Annotated in this window: 14 protein-coding genes; 10 read left to right on the top strand and 4 right to left on the bottom strand. The window is 70.3% G+C overall.

What is annotated here, in order from left to right; translation table 11 throughout:
- Positions 1 to 195 precede the first annotated feature (195 nt).
- The 10 genes from KV394_RS16730 (at position 196) to KV394_RS16685 (ending at position 11651) form a co-directional block, all read left to right on the top strand.
- Entirely contained in the window at positions 196 to 1311 is a 1116-nt protein-coding gene (locus KV394_RS16730) for a mannose-1-phosphate guanylyltransferase (protein ID WP_136030378.1), read from the top strand.
- A gap of 149 nt (positions 1312 to 1460) precedes the next feature.
- Positions 1461 to 2573, top strand: a complete 1113-nt coding sequence (locus tag KV394_RS16725) for a BMP family lipoprotein (protein ID WP_136030376.1) — start codon at positions 1461 to 1463, stop codon at positions 2571 to 2573.
- 106 nt (positions 2574 to 2679) lie between these two features.
- A complete protein-coding gene (locus KV394_RS16720) occupies positions 2680 to 4194 on the top strand; it encodes an ABC transporter ATP-binding protein (protein WP_136044442.1) in 1515 nt (504 codons plus the stop codon).
- Positions 4191 to 5510, top strand: coding sequence for an ABC transporter permease (locus KV394_RS16715; RefSeq protein WP_136030370.1), 1320 nt, complete (start codon positions 4191 to 4193; stop codon positions 5508 to 5510). The genes KV394_RS16720 and KV394_RS16715 overlap by 4 nt, the downstream gene beginning before the upstream one ends.
- Complete coding sequence (locus tag KV394_RS16710) at positions 5507 to 6793, top strand: ABC transporter permease (RefSeq protein ID WP_136036306.1); 1287 nt, start codon at positions 5507 to 5509, stop codon at positions 6791 to 6793. Before KV394_RS16715 ends, KV394_RS16710 begins: the two co-directional genes overlap by 4 nt.
- 25 nt (positions 6794 to 6818) lie before the next feature.
- Complete coding sequence (locus KV394_RS16705) at positions 6819 to 7217, top strand: cytidine deaminase (protein WP_136030366.1); 399 nt, start codon at positions 6819 to 6821, stop codon at positions 7215 to 7217.
- Entirely contained in the window at positions 7214 to 8506 is a 1293-nt protein-coding gene (locus tag KV394_RS16700; RefSeq protein WP_247981942.1) for a thymidine phosphorylase, read from the top strand. The genes KV394_RS16705 and KV394_RS16700 overlap by 4 nt, the downstream gene beginning before the upstream one ends.
- A gap of 50 nt (positions 8507 to 8556) precedes the next feature.
- Positions 8557 to 9672, top strand: a complete 1116-nt coding sequence (locus KV394_RS16695; protein ID WP_247981941.1) for an adenosine deaminase — start codon at positions 8557 to 8559, stop codon at positions 9670 to 9672.
- Positions 9673 to 9674: 2 nt separating this feature from the next.
- Entirely contained in the window at positions 9675 to 10796 is a 1122-nt protein-coding gene (locus KV394_RS16690) for a polysaccharide deacetylase family protein (RefSeq protein ID WP_247981940.1), read from the top strand.
- 3 nt (positions 10797 to 10799) lie between these two features.
- Positions 10800 to 11651, top strand: a complete 852-nt coding sequence (locus KV394_RS16685) for a carbohydrate kinase family protein (RefSeq protein WP_240744532.1) — start codon at positions 10800 to 10802, stop codon at positions 11649 to 11651.
- Positions 11652 to 11661: 10 nt separating this feature from the next.
- Here the strand turns inward: KV394_RS16685 and KV394_RS16680 are convergent, their stop codons facing one another.
- The 4 genes from KV394_RS16680 to KV394_RS16665 are packed head-to-tail and all read right to left on the bottom strand — an operon-like array spanning position 11662 to position 15614.
- The gene (locus KV394_RS16680; protein ID WP_247981939.1) at positions 11662 to 12408 is read right to left on the bottom strand and encodes an alpha/beta hydrolase; all 747 of its coding nucleotides are present in this window, start codon (positions 12406 to 12408) and stop codon (positions 11662 to 11664) included.
- A gap of 10 nt (positions 12409 to 12418) precedes the next feature.
- Positions 12419 to 13375 carry an SDR family oxidoreductase gene (locus tag KV394_RS16675; RefSeq protein ID WP_247981938.1) on the bottom strand — a complete coding sequence of 319 codons (957 nt, stop codon included), beginning with the start codon at positions 13373 to 13375 and terminating at the stop codon, positions 12419 to 12421.
- On the bottom strand, positions 13375 to 14325 hold the full coding sequence (locus KV394_RS16670) for a bile acid:sodium symporter family protein (protein WP_136030355.1): 951 nt from the start codon (positions 14323 to 14325) through the stop codon (positions 13375 to 13377). Before KV394_RS16670 ends, KV394_RS16675 begins: the two co-directional genes overlap by 1 nt.
- Positions 14322 to 15614, bottom strand: coding sequence for a flavin-containing monooxygenase (locus KV394_RS16665; protein ID WP_247981937.1), 1293 nt, complete (start codon positions 15612 to 15614; stop codon positions 14322 to 14324). The genes KV394_RS16670 and KV394_RS16665 overlap by 4 nt, the downstream gene beginning before the upstream one ends.
- Positions 15615 to 15696: the final 82 nt, after the last annotated feature.

The following is a 15696-nucleotide window of genomic DNA, read 5'->3' as shown; positions in this document are numbered from 1 at the left end:
GCGTGCGCCGTCTCGACCCCTCGAAGTGCTGGGGAGGGGCAGGCACGCCCGATCGCCCTCCATCCTATTCCTGTGAGAAGGCCGTGGGCGACGAAGGGGACCCTAACCAGCGGGCGCCGCCCGGATCCGGTCGGGACCGCGTCGCCGCGGAGCGGCTCATGGGGACCGAGCGGGCCGGCTGGGTACGCTGGCCGGGTGAGCGAACCCATCGAGGACTTCTACGCGGTGATCCCGGCCGGAGGCATCGGCAGCAGGCTGTGGCCGCTCTCCCGGGCGGATGCGCCGAAGTTCCTGCACGACCTGACCGGCTCCGGCCACTCGCTGCTGCGCGACACGTGGGACCGCCTCGAGCCCCTCGCCGGACCCGATCGGATCGCGGTGGTCACGGGACGGGCGCACCGGGCGGCGGTGGAGGCCGAGCTGCCCGGCATCGCCGATCTGAACGTGTTCCTGGAGTCGGAGCCGCGCGAGTCCGCCGCGGCGATCGGACTGGCCGCCGCCGTGCTGCACCGGCGCGACCCCGATGTGATCATCGGCTCGTTCAGCGCCGATCACGTCATCCGCGGCACGCGCGTGTTCGAGTTCGCGGTGCGAGACGCGGTCGAGGTCGCTCGCGAGGGGTACATCTGCACGATCGGCATCGCCCCCACGGAGCCCGCGGTCGGCTTCGGATACATCAAGAAGGGCTCCGAGCTCGTCGTCGAGCGTGCCCGTGAGGCCGCGCTCGTCGAGAGCTTCGTGGAGAAGCCCGACCTGGAGACGGCCAAGGCGTACCTCGCCGACCGGGGCTACCTGTGGAACGCGGGCATGTTCATCGCCAAGGCGAGCGTCCTGCTCGACGAGCTCGCCGCGAACGAGCCGGAGCTGCACGCCGGGCTGCTCGAACTGGCCGAGGCGTGGGACGATCGCGAGCGACGGGGCCCCGTCGTCGACCGCATCTGGCCGCGCCTCAAGAAGACGGCGATCGACTACGCGGTCGCCGAGCCCGCCGCGCGTCGTGGTCGCCTCGCCGTCGTCCCCGGGCACTTCGACTGGGACGATGTCGGCGACTTCGCGTCGCTCACCAAGCTCATCACCAACGGCAGGAAGAACGACCTCGCCGTTCTCGGGCCGCGGGCGCGGGTGCTCACGGATGCCGCCAGCGGCATCCTCGTCAGCCAGACCTCCCGCGTCATCAGCCTCGTCGGCGTCAAGGACATCGTCGTGGTCGACACCCCCGACGCGCTTCTCGTCACGACGGTGGAGAACGCGCAGCGCGTGAAGGGCGTCGTGGAGTCGCTGAAGCTGAACGGACAGGGCGACGTGCTCTGATGAGCAGTGATCGGTGCTCATCGGGTGGGTTGATTTCAGCTTTGTAACCTTTCGCCAGCGCCGGGGGCGACGTGCGTGCACGAAGGCTGAAACACTAGGTAACTTTGATCGATCCGCGATGGTCGCGGTTCCGTTGAGGGAGGCATGAGTTGACCATCTCCACCACCAAGAAGCTTCTCGGCGCGACCGTCGCCGCGGGCGTCATCTTCGCGCTCGCCGGTTGCGGCCAGGCACCGACCGACGAGGCCGGGGGATCGGACAAGCCGGCCGACTCCGACTTCCTGCCCTGCCTGATCTCCGACGCGGGCGGCTGGAACGACAAGTCGTTCAACCAGTCGGCCAAGGAGGGCATGGACAGCGCCGCCGAGGAGCTCGACATCAAGCCGCTCGAGTTCGAGTCGGCGAACGACAACGACTACGCGCCGAACCTCGAGACCGCGGTGTCCGAGGGCTGCTCGCTCATCGTCTCGGTCGGCTTCAAGCTGTCGGCCGCCACGGTCGAGTCGGCGCTCGCGAACCCCGAGATCGACTACGCGATCATCGATGACTGGGCCGACAACGACTTCGACGGCGAGGTCGACGCGCCCAACATCAAGCCCCTCGTGTTCGACACGGCTCAGGCCGCCTACCTCGGCGGCTACGCGGCCGCGGCGTGGTCGGCGCAGAGCGGTGTGAACAAGGTCGGCACCTTCGGCGGCATGCAGATCCCGTCGGTCGCCGTGTTCATGGACGGCTACCAGCTCGGTGTCGAGAAGTACAACGAGGACAAGTCGGCTTCGGTCCAGGTCTTCGGATGGGATGCGGCGACGCAGGAGGGCTCCTTCACGGGTGGCTTCGACGCGAACGACACCGCCAAGCAGACCGCTCAGGGCGTGCTCGACCAGGGCGTCGACGTGATCCTCCCGGTCGGTGGCCCCGTCTACCAGAGCGCCGCGGCGGCCATCACCGACAGCGGCAAGGACACCCTGATGCTCGGCGTGGACAGCGACCTCGCGGTTGCCGACCCGAGTGTTGCCGGCATGACGCTCGTGTCGATCATGAAGGCCATCGACGTGGCTGTGCACGACGCGACGATCGCGGCCGCCAAGGGCGACTTCGACCCGGAGCCCTACGTCGGGACGCTCGAGAACGAGGGCGTCAAGCTGTCCGGCTTCGGCGACTTCGAGTCCCAGCTGCCCGAGGGCCTGATGGACGAGCTGAAGACGCTGCAGGAGCAGATCATCTCCGGCGACATCACGGTGGAGTCGAAGAACTCGCCGTGATCTGAAACGGTCCGACACGGGGCGAGTGGTGAGCAGGCTGCCACTCGCCCCGTGCCGTGGACGGACGACGATTCTCCTGAATGACACTTCTGGATAAGGTGCAGATATGAAGCTCGAACTTCGCGGCATCACCAAGCGATTCGGCAGCCTCGTGGCCAACGACCACATCGATCTGGTGGTCGAACCGGGGCAGATCCATGCCCTCCTCGGGGAGAACGGCGCGGGGAAGTCCACCCTCATGAACGTCCTCTATGGCCTGTACCAGGCCGATGAGGGAGAGATCCTCCTCGACGACGAGGTGCAGCACTTCCGCGGCCCGGGTGACGCGATGGCTGCGGGGATCGGCATGGTGCACCAGCACTTCATGCTCGTACCGGTGTTCACGGTCGCCGAGAACGTGATGCTCGGCCACGAGCAGACCAAGGCGCTCGGCACCCTCGACATCGCGAAGGCCCGCCAGCACGTGCGGGACGTCGCCGCGCGCTTCGGCTTCGACATCGACCCCGACGCGATCGTGGGCGACCTGCCCGTCGGCGTGCAGCAGCGGGTCGAGATCATCAAGGCGCTCTCGCGCGACGCGAAGGTGCTCGTGTTCGACGAGCCCACCGCGGTGCTGACCCCCCAGGAGACTGATGAGCTCATGGGCATCATGCGGCAGCTGCGCGACGAGGGCACCGCGATCGTGTTCATCACCCACAAGCTCCGCGAGGTGCGGGAGGTCGCCGACACCATCACGATCGTCCGCCTCGGCCGGATCGTGGGGGAGGCGTCGCCGACTGCGTCGAACGCGGAGCTCGCCTCGCTCATGGTCGGCCGCGCGGTCGAGCTGACGGTGCACAAGGAGGCGCCGCGACTCGGCGAGGGCGGGCTGGCGGTGTCCGGACTGCGGGTGCTCACCCCGGGCGGCGCGATCGTCGTGGACGGCGTCGACTTCACCGTGCGACCGGGCGAGGTGCTCGCGATCGCCGGCGTGCAGGGCAACGGCCAGACCGAGCTCGTGGAGGCCATCGTCGGTCTCGCGGCGCGCGTCGAGGGCAGCATCGTGCTCGACGGCAAGGAGCTGGTCGGCAAAAGCGTGCGCGCCATCCTCGACGCGGGTGTCGGGTTCGTCCCGGAGGACCGCACGGAGGACGGCTTGGTCGGCGGGTTCTCGGTCGCCGAGAACCTGGTGCTCGACCGCTCGGACGACCCGGCGTTCAGTCGCGCCGGCACGCTCAAGCGCGCCGTGCTCGAGGAGTTCGCGCGCGAGCGCATCAAGGAGTACGACATCCGCGCGCAGGGGCCCCACACCCCGGCGGGCACGCTGTCGGGTGGAAACCAGCAGAAGGTGGTCATCGCCCGGGAGATGAGCCGCGACCTGCGCCTGCTCGTGGCGGCGCAGCCCACTCGCGGCGTCGACGTCGGCTCGATCGAGTTCATCCACAAGCGGATCATCGAGACGCGCGACGCCGGGATCCCCGTCGTCGTGGTCTCCACGGAGCTGGACGAGGTCGCAGCTCTCGCGGACCGGATCGCGGTCATGTACCGCGGCACGATCGTCGGCATCGTCCCGGGTGACACGCCCCGGGAGACACTCGGACTCATGATGGCCGGTGCGGCCGAAGGAGAGGTGGCCGCGTGAGCGGAGCGACACCAGGCGCAGGGGACGCGACCAAGGGGCTCCCACCCGAACAGCTCGCCACGAGCACCGGCACCGTGCCGCGCGACCCCTCCGACGTCCCGCCGCCTCCCCGCGCGAACGTCGTCCTGAAGGAGATCCTGCGGGGGAGCGCCGTCACCACGATCCTGGCGATCGTGCTCGCGCTCATCGTGGGCGGCATCCTCATCGCCTTCACGAACGAAGACGTGCAGGAGGCGTCCGGGTACTTCTTCGCCCGTCCGACCGACACGTTGGCGGCGGCCTGGAACGCCGTCTACAACGGCTACGAGGCGCTCTTCCGCGGCGCGATCTTCAACGCCCGCGGAGCCGACTTCGCCGCGCAGATCCGTCCGCTGACGAACACGCTCGGGTTCGCCGCGCCGCTCATCGCGGCCGGTCTCGGTGTGGCGCTCGCGTTCCGCGTCGGTCTGTTCAACATCGGTGCGCGCGGCCAGATGCTCATCGGTGTCGCGGTCGCGGCGCTGCTGACCTTCTCCCTCGACCTGCCGCTGTGGCTGCACCTGCCCGTCACGCTCCTCGCCGGCATCGCGGGCGGGGCGCTGTGGGGTGCGATCGCCGGTCTCATCAAGGCCCGCACGGGTGCGCACGAGGTGATCCTCACGATCATGCTCAACTACATCGCGTACTACCTGCTGCTGTGGATGATCCGGACGCCCGGCCTGCTGCAGAAGCCGGGCACGAACCAGGCGCTCGGCTCGCCGACACCCGAGTCGGCGCAGTTCCCGACGCTGCTGGGCCCGCAGTTCCCGCTGCTGGACGTGGGCTTCGTGATCGTGATCATCGCGACACTGTTCGTCTGGTGGCTCCTCGAGCGTTCCTCCCTCGGCCTGCGCATGCGCGCCGTGGGCGAGAACCCGCACGCCGCCCGCGCCGCCGGCATCAGCGTGCAGCGCATCTACGTCTACGCGATGCTCTTCGCGGGAGGCCTCGCCGGACTCGCGGGGATGAACCAGCTGCAGGGCGCCGTGACCACCGGCGTCACCGAGACCATCGACGCGGGCATCGGCTTCGACGCGATCACCGTCGCTCTCCTCGGCCGCAGCCGCGCGTGGGGCACGTTCGCCGCCGGCATCCTGTTCGGCGCGCTCAAGGCCGGATCGTTCTCGATGCAGGCGCAGGACATCCCGGTCGACATCGTGCTGGTCGTGCAGTCGCTCGTGGTGCTGTTCATCGCCGCGCCTCCGCTGCTGCGCACCGTGTTCTTCCTGCCCAAGTCCGACGCGGAGAAGGCCGCCAAGGCGAGAGCCAAGGCCGCGAAGAAGGCGGTGACGGCATGATGTCGCTCGCACAGACCGAGGCCGCAGACGGCACCGTCCAGCTCGCGACCGTGAAGGAGCGCCACCTCAAGGCGCCCATCGTGCTCGCCGTGCTGACCGTGCTGCTCGCGCTGCTGTTCCTCGCGGTACCCCGTAGCGGCACCAGCACCTTCCGGCTCTCCGACCAGTCGTCGGCGTTCGCACTGCCCGACGTGGCCCTGCCCACCTCGTCGACCTTCTGGTTCGTGTTCGCCGTGCTGGTCGTGATCACGGTCGCCTCGTTCCTGAGGGCATGGGTGTATCGTCCGACCTCGCTCTGGCTGGTCGCTGCCTACGGTGTGTTCGCGGTGTTCGGGTTCCTGGTGTGGGCGTCCGCGGGCGGCCTCGTCCCCGTCACGAGCCTGCTGTTCGGCGCGGTGTCGCTGTCGGTCCCGCTGGTATTCGGTGCCCTCGGCGGCGTGATCGGCGAGCGCGCCGGTGTGGTCAACGTCGCCATCGAGGGGCAGCTGCTGCTCGGCGCGTTCTCGGCCGCCCTGCTGTCGAGCATCACCGGCAACCCGTTCGTGGGTCTGATCGGCGCGATGGTCGGCGGCGTGCTGGTCGCCAGCGTCCTCGCCGCGTTCGCGATCAAGTACCTCGTCGAGCAGGTCATCGTCGGTGTCGTGCTGAACGTGCTCGTCACCGGTCTCACCGGGTTCCTGTACGGCGCGCTCCTGGCACCCAACGAGGCCGAGCTGAACACGCCGGTGCGGTTCACGCGGATCGAGATCCCGCTGCTCAGCGACATCCCGATCATCGGTCCCGTGCTGTTCAACCAGACGTTCATCGGCTACCTGATGTTCCTCACGGTCGCCGTCGTCGCGTGGGGGCTGTACCGCACCCGCTGGGGGCTGCGGCTCCGCGCCGTCGGTGAGCACCCGCAGGCCGCCGACACGGTGGGCATCAAGGTCAACCCGACGCGGTTCTGGAACGTGCTGCTGGCCGGTGCGATCGCGGGCATGGGCGGTGCGTACTTCACGCTCGTCTCGGTGCCGCAGTTCGGCAAGGACATGACGGCGGGACTCGGCTTCATCGCCCTCGCCGCGGTGATCTTCGGCCGCTGGGACCCGATCAGGGCGACGCTGGCGGCACTGCTGTTCGGCTTCGCGACGAACCTGCAGAACCTGCTGTCGATCCTGAAGACGCCGATCCCTGGCGAGTTCATGCTGATGCTGCCGTACGTGGTGACGCTGCTCGCGGTCGCCGGGTTCGCCGGGCAGATCAAGGCACCTGCCGCCGACGGCAAGCCGTACATCAAGTCGTAGGACGCAGGAAGAAGGAACGACCGTCATGACCGACATCGACTGGGACGAGCTGCGCCAGGTCGCCGCCGACGCGATGACGAAGGCGTACGCGCCGTACTCGCGCTACCGCGTGGGAGCGGCCGCCCTCGTCAGCGACGGACGCATCGTCGCGGGCTGCAACGTGGAGAACGCCTCGTACGGCGTCACGCTGTGTGCGGAGTGCGCGCTCGTCGGCGACCTGCACATGTCGGGCGGTGGGCAGCTCGTGGCGTTCGTGTGCGTCAACAACGACGGCGACACGATCATGCCGTGCGGCCGGTGCCGCCAGCTGCTGTACGAACACGCCGTGCCCGGCATGCTGCTGGAGACCGTCTCCGGCATCCGCACGATCGACGAGGTGCTGCCCGATGCGTTCGGGCCGCGCGACCTGGAGGACGCACGATGACCGTTGAGCCGTTCGACGCCGTGGATGTGATCCGCGCCAAGCGCGACGGCGGGGCGGTGCCGGAGTCGGCGCTGCGCTGGATGGTCGACGCGTACACGCGCGGCTACGTCTCGGACGCGCAGATGGCCTCGTTCGCGATGGCGGTGTTCCAGCGGGGCATGGAGCGCGACGAGATCCGCGTGCTGACCGACGCCATGATCGCCTCCGGCGAGCGGATGAGCTTCGCGACCCTCGGCAAGCCCACGGTCGACAAGCACTCCACGGGTGGTGTCGGCGACAAGATCACCCTGCCGCTCGCACCGCTGGTGGCCTCGTTCGGCGTGGCCGTTCCGCAGCTCAGCGGACGCGGCCTCGGTCACACCGGGGGCACGCTCGACAAGCTCGAGGCGATCCCCGGCTGGCGCGCCGCGCTCAGCAACGAGGAGATGTTCGCCCAGATGCAGGGCGACGTGGGAGCGGTGATCTGCGCCGCGGGTTCCGGCCTCGCCCCCGCCGACAAGAAGCTGTACGCGCTGCGCGACGTGACGGGGACGGTCGAGGCGATCCCGCTGATCGCGTCGAGCATCATGTCGAAGAAGATCGCCGAGGGCACCGACGCGCTCGTGCTCGACGTGAAGTTCGGCTCCGGCGCCTTCATGCAGGACATCGACCGCGCGCGGGAGCTCGCACGCACGATGGTCGCACTCGGCACCGACTCCGGCGTCGCCACGACCGCGCTGCTCACGGACATGAACGTGCCGCTGGGCCGCGCGATCGGCAACGCCAACGAGGTGCGCGAGTCCGTCGAGATCCTGGCGGGCGGGGGCCCGGCCGACGTGCGGGCACTGACCGTCGCCCTCGCCAGGGAGATGCTCGCCCTCGCCGGGCAGCCCGACGCCGACGTGGAGGCCGCTCTCGACGACGGCCGCGCGATGGACAGCTGGAAGGCCATGATCCGCGCGCAGGACGGCGACCCCGACGCCGCGCTCCCGGTCGCGAGGGAGACGCACGTCGTGACCGCCGCGTCCGACGGTGTCGTGACGCGCATGGACGCGCTGCCCTTCGGGATCGCCGCGTGGCGCCTCGGTGCCGGGCGGGCCAGGGCCGAGGATCCGGTCATCCACGAGGCCGGCATCGACCTGCACGCCAAGCCGGGCGACCGCGTGACCGCCGGGCAGCCGCTGTTCACCCTGTCCGCGGCCGACGAGGCACGGTTCCCCCGCGCGATCGAGGCGCTGGAGGGGGCGTGGGAGCTCGGCGACCGGGCCCCGGAGGCCGGGCCGATCGTCCGCGAGCGCATCACGGCCTGAGGCCGCGGACGGTAGCCTGAAACCGAAGTCCCGCGACCGAGAGGATCCCCATGTCGATCGATGCGAACGGCGATGCCAGCCTGAACGGCGTCTCCCTGCGGAGCCTGCCCAAGGTGTCGTTGCACGACCACCTCGACGGGGCCGTGCGGCCGGCGACGATCATCGAACTCGCGGACGCCATCGGGCTCGACGTGCCGGAGAACGACCCGCGCGCGCTGGGCACCTGGTTCGCGAAGCAGAGCGACTCCGGCTCGCTGGTCGAATACCTGAAGACGTTCGACCTCACGACGGCCGTCATGCAGACGCGCGAAGGGCTCACCCGGGTCGCGCGCGAGTTCGTGCAGGATCTCGCGGCCGACGGCGTGATCTACGGAGAGGTGCGCTGGGCGCCCGAGCAGCACCAGGCCGCGGGGCTCACGCTGGAGCAGGCCGTGGAGGCCGTGCAGCAGGGCATCGAGGAGGGCGAGGACGCCGCCGACCGCAGCGGTCGCAGCATCCGCGTCGGCCAGCTGATCACCGCCATGCGGCACACCGACCGCGCCAGGGAGATCGCGGAGCTCGCGGTCGACTTCCGCGGCCGCGGTGCCGTGGGCTTCGACATCGCCGGGCCGGAGGACGGCTTCCCGCCGTCGAACCACCGCGCCGCGTTCGACTTCCTCGCCGAGAACTTCTTCCCCGTGACCGTTCACGCGGGAGAGGCCGCCGGACTCACATCGATCCGTTCGGCGCTGCTCGACGGGCGCGCGCTGCGGCTGGGCCACGGTGTGCGCATCGCGGAGGACCTGGAGGTCGTCACGCAGGAGGGCGACGAGGTGCAGGTGCGCTTCGGCGAGCTCGCCCGCTGGGTGCGCGACCGCGAGATCCCGCTCGAGCTGTCGCCGTCGTCGAACCTGCAGACCGGGGCCGTCGCGGCCTGGGGCAACGTGCTGGCCGACCACCCGTTCGACCTGCTCTACCAGCTGGGCTTCGCCGTCACCGTGAACGTGGACAACCGCACCATGAGCGCGACCTCGCTCACGCGGGAGCTGGCGCTGCTGGTGGAGACGTTCGACTACGACCTCGACGACCTCGAGACCTTCCAGTTCAACGCCGCGGCCGCCGCGTTCCTCCCCGTCGAGGAACGCGAGGAGCTCGTGGAGATGATCGCCGAGGGATTCGACGCCTGACCGTGGCTTCCGGGGGGAAGCGACGGGGGCGCGTCGCACTGATCATCTCGCTCGCCGCCGTGCTGGTGGTCGGGGGTGGCGCGGCGGCATACCTGCTGCTGAACCGGGGGGCGGCCGAGGCGGCACCGGCGCGGACGGAGTCGCCGCGCCCCGAGCCGTCGCCGTCGCCGACGCCGCTGACCGCGGTCGAGCAGCTGCTGGCCGACGCCGACAACCCGCTGGCGTGTGCCGTGAGCTTCGCCGGCGAGGGCGCCCCGGCGGATCCGCAGCTGCAGTGGCAGAACGGCCTGTACGTCGCGCTGCCGATCCCGGCCGTGGCGGGGAAGGTGTTCGCCGGGTGGTACCCGACGGCGGCCGACGCGGCGGCCTTCACTCCGGAGGCCCGCGTCAACGGCGCCGACCCCGTGGTGTGCGACGACCAGCGGATCGAGCTGTTCGCGGCCTGGAAGACCCCGGAGGAGAACGCGGCGGAGGGCACGCGCGTGCCGATCCTCATGTACCACCAGTTCACATCGAACCCGGACGGGGAGACGGGCTGGCTGCGCGGGAACTACGCCTACATCGGCGACTTCGACGCGCAGATGAACCACATCGCCACCACGGGCTTCTACCTGCCGACGTGGGACGAGCTCAGCGCGTTCATCGACGGCCGGCTGTTCCTGCCCGCGCGCTCGGTCATCATCACGGACGACGACGCCGACCAGAGCTGGTTCGACCTCGCCGTGCCCGTGATCGACAAGTACCGCCTGCTGTCGACCTCGTTCATGATCACGGCCTACCGGACCGATCCGCCCCCGTCGATCTACGTGCTGCGGCGCTCGCACACCAACGACATGCACCAGGCGGGGGAGAACGGCAAGGGGCGGATGGTGAACTGGACGGCCGATCAGATCGCCGCCGACCTCAACGCCTCGGGCGACGTGCTGGGCGTCCGTGAGGTCATGGCCTACCCCTTCGGACACTACAACGACACGGCGAAGCAGGGCGTGGCGCAGGCCGGCTTCGAGATGGCGCGGACGATCGAGCCCGGGTACGTGCAGATCGGTACGGACAAGCTCGCGCTTCCCGTGGTGCGCATCGACTACGGCATGGGGCTCGACGCCCTGGTGTCGCGGATCGGCTGACGCGTGGCCGCGGTCGTCATCGTCGGTCCCGCCGCCTGGAACAGGATCGTCGTGCTCGACCGGCTGCCGGAGCCGGAACCGCACATGCAGTTCGCCGAGGACAGCTGGGAGACGGTCGGCGGCACGAGTGCGGGCAAGGCGCTGAGCCTGACCGGGCTCGGGCGCGCGGTGGCACTGCACGCGATCGCGGGGTCGGACGACGACGGCCGGCGGGTGCGCGACGCCCTGGCCGCTGCCGGAGTGCCCGTGCACTGGTCGGACGGCGTGACGGAGCGCCACCTGAACCTCATGACGAGGGCGGGGGAGCGCGTGTCGCTGTACCTGGCGACGCCGGAGGCGGGCGACGGGCGCGACGATGCGGCCCTGGCGGCAGAGCTGGCGGTGGCGGACGCGGTCGTGCTCGACCTGGCCGCTGAACCGTTGCGCCTGCTCCCGCTGGCACGGCGGAGCGGCACGCCGCTCTGGGTGGACGTGCACGACTACGACGGCACGGCCGCGTTCCACCGGCCGTTCCTCGCCGCCGCGCATGCCGTGTTCTGCAACGCCGACCGCCTGGACTCTCCGGTGGAGTTCCTGCGGGCCACGGTCGACGCGGGTGCCCAGCTCGCGGTGTGCACGCTCGGCGCGGACGGCGCGGTGGCGATCGATGCGGACGGGACCGAGGTGCGCGTGCGCGCGGTGCCCACCACGGTCGTCGACACCAACGGCGCAGGCGACGCGTTCCTCGCCGGCGTGCTGGACGCCCGACTGGGCGGAGCCGGGCTCGCCGCCGCGCTGGAGGCCGGGGCGCGGACGGCGTCGCTCGTGCTCGGCACCCGGCACCTGCACCCGCTGCTCGACCCCGTCCTCGGCTGAGAGGTGCCGGTCAGCGGGGGACCGACAGCAGGAACCCGCCCACGATGTCGGTGAGCTGCGCGCGCATCTCCTTCTCGGACAGGGTCGGCTCGCCGTCGCCCGCCTGTGGCCCGTAATCGCCGAACGAGGCATGAGAGGCGCCGTCGATCTCGACGAGTTCGGCGTCGGCCGGGAGCATCGGCCGCGCATCGGCGATCTTCTCCGGAGTGGACAGGCCGTCCTCGCTCCCGGCCACGCTGAGCACCGGGAGCTCGGAATCGGACAGGTCGTTCGCGCAGTACGACGCGAACAGCACCAGAGCATCGGCGGCGGTGGCGAGCTGGCAGGCGCGGACGCCGCCCAGGGAGTGGCCGCCGACGGCCCAGGACTCGACATCGGGCGCCGCGGACGTGAAGTCGTCCAGGCCGCGGGGGTCGAAGAACGCGAGGTTCAACCACGGCCGGGTGATGACGACCGTGATGCCCTCCTCGGCGAGGCCCTGGAGCGGGGCCGCATAGGCCCACGGATCGACCTTGGCGCCCGGGATGAACACCAGGCCCCGTTCGGAGTCGCCGTCGGCGGGTTCCAGCACGATGCCTTCGTCGGCGTCGGTCACGGTGATCGCCGAATTGTCACGGACCTCGGCGAGCGGACCCGGTTCGGCCGGCATGACCCCGATCTGGGTGTAGGCGAGCACACCGCCGATCGCGAGGACCAGCACGATGGCCAGAGCCCACAGGACACGTCTCAGGATGCGGCGGCGGGGCTTCTTCTGCACGGAGGCAACGCTACTCCCGTCGGCGGGAGACGGAGGGGTGCGTGGCCAGGTACTCCTCGAACGCCTCCGCCGAGGTGCGCGTGGGCGTGAAGCCGAAATCCTCGATGAGTCGGCGGTTGGACAGCACGGGCCGCCAGCGCAGGAACGGCACCTTCTCCGGCCCGTGCTCGGTGAGCCGGAGCATCCGTCCCAGGCGGAGCGCCGCGTCCAGTGCCCACGCGGGGACCACGAGCTGTCGCTTGCCGAGCCGCGCGGCGATCTGCGGCACCGTGAGACGCCCGTCTCCGGCGACGTTGAACACCCCCGCCGGTCCGTCCGTCGCCGCCCGCACCATCGCGGTCGCGACGTCGTCGACCCAGACGAACACGAAGGGGGAGTCGGAGCCCGCGATGCCCAGGATGCGCCGCCCGTCCCAGAGCGCGGTGATCTGATTCCGCACGGTCGGACCGAGGATCGTCCCGATGCGGAACACGACCTGCTCGAGTCCGGGGTGCTCGCTCCGGCAGTCGGACAGCATCTCCTCGACCAGCCGTTTGTGGCGCGCGTACGGGAACGCGTCGTTGCCGCGCAGAGGCGTGCTCTCGTCGATCCAGGCAGGGTTGTCGGGGTGGTAGCCGTACGCGGCGCCCGAGCTCGACACGACGATCCGACGGACGCCGGTCTCGACGCACGCGGCGAGCACGTTCGCGGAGCCGATCACATCGACCCGGTACTCCCGGTCGACGTCGCGACCCGGGTTCACGATCGCGGCGAGGTGCACCACGGTGTCGATCCGGTGGGCGCGCAGCAGGGGCGCGACGGCTGCGGCATCGGTCACGTCGAGCAGCGCGTTCACGACGCCGTCCCGCGCGGGGGCATCCCGCACATCCGCGGCCACGACCAGCTCCACGTCGTCACGGCGCGCGAGGGCGCTCGCGACGTGCGTGCCGAGGAAACCCGCGCCGCCCGTGATCAGCACCCGCCGCATCAGGCCGCCTCGATGCTCATGCGACCACTCGCATCGCCGTCGGGGCTTCCGGTCCGCCGTCGGGTGTGCCGCGCCCACAGTCCGGCGAGCACGAGTCCGGCGATGATGTCCCAGATGCCCCACCAGCCCGCCACGATGGCCATGCCGCCCAGCCCGTCGAAGAACAGGAAGACCAGGCCCAGGCCGAGCCCGGCGTTGCGGATGCCCACCTCGAAGGTCATGGCCTTGCGCTCGCGGGTGCCCAGTCCGCCGACCACGGCCGTGCCGTAACCGAGGGCCAGCGCGACCGCATCGTGCACGGCGACCACCAGGAGGATGATGCCGAGCACCTGCACGAACACCGTCCAGTTGCCGATCAGGGCGGCCACGATGAAGCCCAGCAGTGCGAGCAGGCTGAACCACTTCACGAAGGGCTGCACGCGCGCGCTCACCCCCGGCAGCTTCGCCCGCAGCAGCAGCCCGAGGGCGAACGGGAGACCGACGATCAGCAGGATCTCGAGCAGCATGCGCCACGGGTCGAGCGAGATGTCGCGCAGCAGCGTGCGTGCGGTCGGGTGCAGCGACCCCCAGAACGTGATGCTCAGCGGCATCGCGACGATGTAGACCAGGTTGCCGACCGCCGTGAGCGACACGGACAGCGCGACGTTGCCGCCCGCGCGATGCGTGAGCACCTGCGAGATGTTGCCGGGCGGACAGCACGCGACCAGCAGCATCCCCAACGCCATCGACGGCGGGACGGGCAGCACCAGCGTGAGCAGGAACGTCGCGACGGGGAGCAGCAGGAGCTGGGCGAGGATCGCGATCGCGAACGGCTTCGGGTGCTTCGCCACGACGCGGAAGTCCTGCGGTGACGTGTCCAGCGCGATGCCGAACATGATCAGGCCGAGCACCACGTTGAGGATCGTGAGTGTGCCGGGGGTGAAGGAGAGCACCACGTCGTCGACGTTCACGCCCCGGCCTCCAGCGACTGCCGCTCCTGCCGGACCGCGCGGCGATAGGCGTCCTTGTTCACGTAGTAGGCCATCCGGTCGAGGCCGAGGTAGTGGTAGCCGCCGGTCACGTCCGGCCACGGGGCCCCGGTCACCCGCTCGCGGAATCGCGCGCCGCGCTCGGGAGCCGTCTCCACCGCGTGCAGGTAGGAGGCGAGGAGCTCGGCCTGCTCGTAGCGCCCCTGCCACCCGATCCCCGACGCCTCGATCATACCCATCACGAACAGCCCGTTGAAGGAGGAGGGGAACACGTTCAGGAACAGCCTCGGGGCCGCTCCGCGCCAGTGCAGGTGCTCCGGATCGACGAACGGGTAGTCGAGGCGGTAGCCGGTGGCGAGCAGGACCAGGTCGTAGTCGTCCGCGCTCCCGTCGCGGAAGTGCACCGTGGAGCCGTCGAAGCGGTCGATGTCGGGTCGGATGCGCAGGTCGCCCTGGCCGAGGTGGTTCAGGACGAGCGTGTTCACGATCGGGTGCGACTCGTACAGCCGGTAGTCGGGCCGGGGGAAGCCGAACCGTACCGGATCGCCCGTGAACGCCCGCAGCACGCGGGTGTCGATCGCCTGCTTGAGCCGGGCGGGCAGCGGTCGGCCCTGGTTGAGCGTGTCGCTGGGACGCCCGAACAGGTAGCGCGGCACGAAGTAGTAGCCGCGGCGCACGCTCATGTCGACCGACGCCGCATGGTGCACGGCGTCGACGGCGATGTCGCACCCCGAGTTGCCCGCGCCGATCAGCAGAACGCGCTTCCCCGCGAGCTGCTGCGGCGACCGGTACGCGCTGGTGTGCTGCAGCTCGCCCGTGAACGCACCGCGGAACGAGGGGACGTTCGGCGTGGCGAGCGTGCCGTTCGCGAGCACCACGCCCGCGTACCACCGGGTGTGCTCGCCGTCCGGTCCCGTGGCGGTGAGGTCCCAGCCGCCGTCGCGGGGTTCGAGCCTGGTCACGGCCGTGTCGAAGCGGAACAGCCCTGTGAGGCCGAAGTGCTCGGCGTAGTCGGTGAAGTACCCCTTGAGCACGCGGTGCCCCGGGTAGTCCGCGGTGGTCCGCATCGGGAACTCCGCGAACTCGGTCGTGGTGCGCGAGGAGATCAGGTGCGCGGACTCGTACATGGTGCTGCGCGGGTTGTCGATGTCCCACAGGCCGCCGACGCCGTGCGACGCCTCGTACCCGTCCACGGCGATGCCGCGCTTCTGCAGCGCTCTGGCTGCTGCCAGGCCCGATGGCCCCGCGCCGATCACGGCGTATCTGTTCATCCCGCTCCCCGCACGTCGCTGTGCTCGAAAAAACGCCCCCGCGCACCGATCGTAGCGGTGCGCGGGGGCGCGTCGTGGACGG

The sequence above is a fragment of the Microbacterium sufflavum genome (assembly GCF_023101165.1).
Classification (GTDB): Bacteria; Actinomycetota; Actinomycetes; order Actinomycetales; family Microbacteriaceae; genus Microbacterium; species Microbacterium sufflavum.
The sequence above is the reverse complement of the archived record's forward strand: the minus strand, read 5'-3'. Positions and strand labels throughout refer to the sequence as shown.